This window comes from Acidisphaera rubrifaciens HS-AP3, assembly GCF_000964365.1.
GTDB classification, from domain to species: domain Bacteria; phylum Pseudomonadota; class Alphaproteobacteria; order Acetobacterales; family Acetobacteraceae; genus Acidisphaera; species Acidisphaera rubrifaciens.
In genome coordinates, this window is the sequence record NZ_BANB01000710.1 from 1 (window position 1) to 3,670 (window position 3,670).

4 protein-coding genes and 1 pseudogene are annotated in these 3,670 nt (G+C 71.2%); 4 read left to right on the forward strand and 1 reads right to left on the reverse strand.

The annotated features are described in order from the left end of the window. Positions 1 to 113 precede the first annotated feature (113 nt). The 3 genes from B8460_RS16750 (at position 114) to B8460_RS16760 (ending at position 2,322) form a co-directional block, all read left to right on the forward strand. Positions 114 to 581, forward strand: coding sequence for a hypothetical protein (locus B8460_RS16750; RefSeq protein ID WP_052945276.1), 468 nt, complete (start codon positions 114 to 116; stop codon positions 579 to 581). Positions 582 to 596: 15 nt separating this feature from the next. Beyond that, entirely contained in the window at positions 597 to 1,430 is an 834-nt protein-coding gene (locus tag B8460_RS16755) for a carbon-nitrogen hydrolase family protein (protein ID WP_048862758.1), read from the forward strand. 124 nt (positions 1,431 to 1,554) lie between these two features. Continuing rightward, positions 1,555 to 2,322, forward strand: coding sequence for an NAD kinase (locus tag B8460_RS16760; protein ID WP_048862759.1), 768 nt, complete (start codon positions 1,555 to 1,557; stop codon positions 2,320 to 2,322). 9 nt (positions 2,323 to 2,331) lie between these two features. Here the strand turns inward: B8460_RS16760 and ctrA are convergent, their stop codons facing one another. After that, on the reverse strand, positions 2,332 to 3,132 hold the full coding sequence (gene ctrA / locus B8460_RS16765) for a response regulator transcription factor CtrA (protein WP_048862760.1): 801 nt from the start codon (positions 3,130 to 3,132) through the stop codon (positions 2,332 to 2,334). A 103-nt stretch (positions 3,133 to 3,235) separates the two neighbouring features. Between ctrA and B8460_RS23660 the strand changes: the two are divergent. Further along, positions 3,236 to 3,670 (forward strand): annotated as a pseudogene (locus B8460_RS23660) (hypothetical protein); the annotation flags it as partial.

A 3,670-nucleotide genomic window follows, 5' to 3' on the forward strand; every position in this document is an offset into this window, starting at 1 on the left:
AGCCGCGCGCGCCGCGGGCCGCCGTCGCCTGACGCGCGCCCGATACGGCGCGGGGGTTCCGCCACCGCGCCGACAGGCGTGCAAGCGGCGCGGCGCGATGCTAGAGACGCTGCATGACGCTTCCGTTTGCCTTGCCGGACTGGCTGCCCTGGTGGGTCCCGATCGTGGTCCTCGTGCCGGCGCTGCTGTGGCTTCTGGCCTTCCTGTTCGTGCCGTTCAGTGTCCTCGGCACGCGCGGGCGGCTGGAGGCGATGGAGGCGCGGCTCGACGAGATACAGGGCGAGATACGCAGCCTCGCGCTGCGGCTGCCGGAACTGGGTGGCGGACGTCTCTATGAACCCCGACCGATCGACGAAGGGTATGCGCTGCCACCGCAGGCACAGCACCCCGCGCCGCGCGATCCGCTGCCGGACCGGCCGCCCATCCCGCCCCCCGCGCCCGACTGGTACGATCCGGCGGATGACGAGCGGGCGCCGCTCGGCGGCCGCGCTGCGATGAACGGCACGGGATCGCGCGACGAACGGTCCGAGGCGGCGGCGCGGGCGCGGGCCGAGCCGCGCCTCGACTGGCCGCGGCGCTGAACGGGAGAGACGGGGATGCGCGTCAGCGCCGTACAGATGGACCCGGGCCACGACAAGGCGGCCAATCTCGCGCAGGCGGCGCGGCTGATCGATGCCGCCGTCGCCGCGGACCGGCCCGACCTGATCGCCCTGCCGGAGATGTGGACCTGGCTCGGCGGCGACCGGGCGGCGAAGTTCGACGCCGCCGAGACACTTCCCGATGTCGGCGACGCGGCTGCCGGCCCCGCCTATGTCCTGCTGCGCGAGGCGGCGCGGCGGCACCGCATCTTCGTGCATGGCGGATCGCTGGGCGAGCGGGCCGGCGACCGGCTGTTCAATACGACCGTCGCCTTCGATCCCGATGGGCGCGAGGTCGCGCGCTACCGCAAGATCCACCTGTTCGACATCACCGCCCCGGATGGCACCGCCTATGGCGAGAGCCGCATCTACGGCCACGGCGACGCGGTGGTGACCTACGAGGCCCGCGGCCTCACCGTCGGCTGCGCCATCTGCTACGACCTGCGCTTCCCGGAGCTGTTCCTGGCGCTGCGTCGGGCCGGCGCGGAGGTGATCATGCTGCCCTCGGCCTTCACCCTTCTGACCGGCAAGGATCACTGGGAGCCGCTGCTGCGCGCGCGCGCCATCGAGACGCAGTGCTGGATCGTCGCACCGGCGACGACCGGGCGGCACCGCGACGCCAAGGGCGAGGCGCGCGATACCTATGGGCACAGCCTCGTGTGCGATCCCTGGGGCAAGGTGGTGGCCTGCGCGTCCGACGGTCCGGGCTGGACCAGCGCGCGGGTCGATGCCGCGCTGACGGCGCGGGTGCGGCGTGACATGCCCGTGCTCGACCACCGGAAGCTCGCATGACGCGCGCCGCGCGCCGCGGCTGACGTCCGGCGCGGCGCGACCACGCATCATGCCAGGACCAGACACGAGTGCCGCCGCGCCGGCGACCGACGCGCCGTCGCCCCTCGCCCCCATATTGCCCGGCATGGCCCCGGGCGAGATCGCCTTCGTCGCCTCGGCGACGCCGCTCGCGCAAAGCGCCCGGGAGCGGCTCGAATCGCTGTACGGCACGTGCGCCCTGGCGGCGGCGCGGGTGGTGGTGGCGCTGGGCGGCGACGGGTTCATGCTCGAGACGCTGCACGCCGCGCTCGAGCACGGCACGCCGGTCTATGGCATGAACTGCGGCTCGGTCGGCTTCCTGATGAACGCCTACAGCGAGGACGACCTGCCCGGCCGCCTGTCGCGGGCGCAGGCCGTGGTGCTGCACCCGCTGCGCATGCACGCGGTGCAGGCGTCCGGCGCGATCGAGGAGGCGCTGGCACTGAACGAGGTGTCACTGCTGCGCCAGGTCCGGCAGACGGCGAAGATCCGCATCACGGTGGACGGCCGGGTGCGGCTGGCGGAGCTGAGCTGCGACGGGGTGCTCCTGTCCACCCCGGCGGGCTCGACCGCCTATAATCTGTCGGCGCACGGGCCGATCGTGCCGCTCTCGGCCAACCTGCTGCCGCTGACCCCGATCAGCGCGTTCCGGCCCCGGCGCTGGCGCGGCGCCCTGCTGCCGAGCACGGCGGACGTGCTGTTCGAGGTGCTGGAGCCGGAAAAGCGTCCCGTCGCGGCCGTGGCGGACTCGACCGAGGTGCGCGACGTGCTTTCGGTGGCGGTGAGCGAGGATCGGTCGGTCGGGGTCGTCGTGCTGTTCGATCCCGACCAGAACCTGTCCGAGCGCATCATCGCCGAGCAGTTCACCGTCTGACCCCCGGGCTCAGGCGGCGTCGCGCACCGCATCCTCCCCCGCCATGGCCGGGGCCGGCGCCGCGGCGATAGCGGCCGGAGCGACGATCGGGGCGGCCGACGGATCGGGCGGCACCGCCCTGTCTTCGCCCGACCGGTCGGCGGGATCGCGCATCATGTAGCCACGGCCCCAGACGGTGCCGATCAGGCTGCCCGCCCCGGCCTGGGCCAGCTTCTTGCGCAGCTTGCAGATGAAGACGTCGATGATCTTCATCTCCGGCTCGTCCATGCCGCCGTAGAGGTGATTGAGGAAAGCCTCCTTGGTCAGCACCATCCCCTTGCGCAGGACCAGCAGTTCCAGGATCGCGTATTCCTTGCCGGTGAGGTGGACCTGCCGGGCGCCCACCGTGACCTCGCGGCTGTCGAGATTGAGCAGCAGCGGGCCCACGCGCAGCTTCGGCTGGCTGAAGCCCTTGCTACGCCGGACGATCGCCTGCACGCGGGCGACCAGTTCGGACTTGTCGAACGGCTTGGTCATGAAGTCGTCGGCCCCCAGCGCCAACCCCTTCACCTTTGCCTGAGGGCGCGAGAGGCCGGACAGGATCAGGACCGGCGTCTCGATCCGCGCCGCGCGCATGCGGCGCAGCACCTCGTAGCCCTCGATGTCGGGCAGCATCAGATCGAGCACCACGATGTCGTAGTCGTAGTGCCGGACGAGATCCGTCGCTTCCTCGCCGGTTTCGGCCTGATCCACGATCATGCCCGCCGACTTGAGCATTAAGGATATGCCGCGCGACGCAGTGAGATCGTCCTCGACGAGCAACACACGCATGCTTCCCTCCCGCTACTGATAAACCCGACATACAACCATTGCGGGTCTTACGCTACAGATTTTTCATATCATGCGTGTATTATCTCTGAAATTGCGCGGTGAAATGGCGAATGAATCGGGAACTTCGAGCCGTTTTTGCGACAATCCGGACGAGAGTGTCTTATTGAGACGGACGACGTTCCATAAGCGCGCCACAACCGCGGCGTGTGCGGTCCGTGCGAATGTTTCGACACGCCTGGTCGGTCGCGTCGCCGCCGTATCCGGCCCGGGCGTGCAGATCGCCGGCCTCTCGCGCCATGTCGCGGTGGGCGACCGGCTCGCGCTCGCGGTGCGGGACGGCAGCGAGCTGGTGGCGGAGGTGGTCGGCTTCCGGGACGGCGCGGCGCAGGCCCTTGCCTTCGGCCCGACCGAGGGGCTCGGGCCGGGTGCCGCGGCGTTGGTGCGGCCGGCGGGCGTGACCCTGCCGGTCGCGGACGCCTGGCTCGGGCGCGTCATCGACCCGCTCGGCCATCCGCTCGACGGGCGCGGCGCGCTGCCG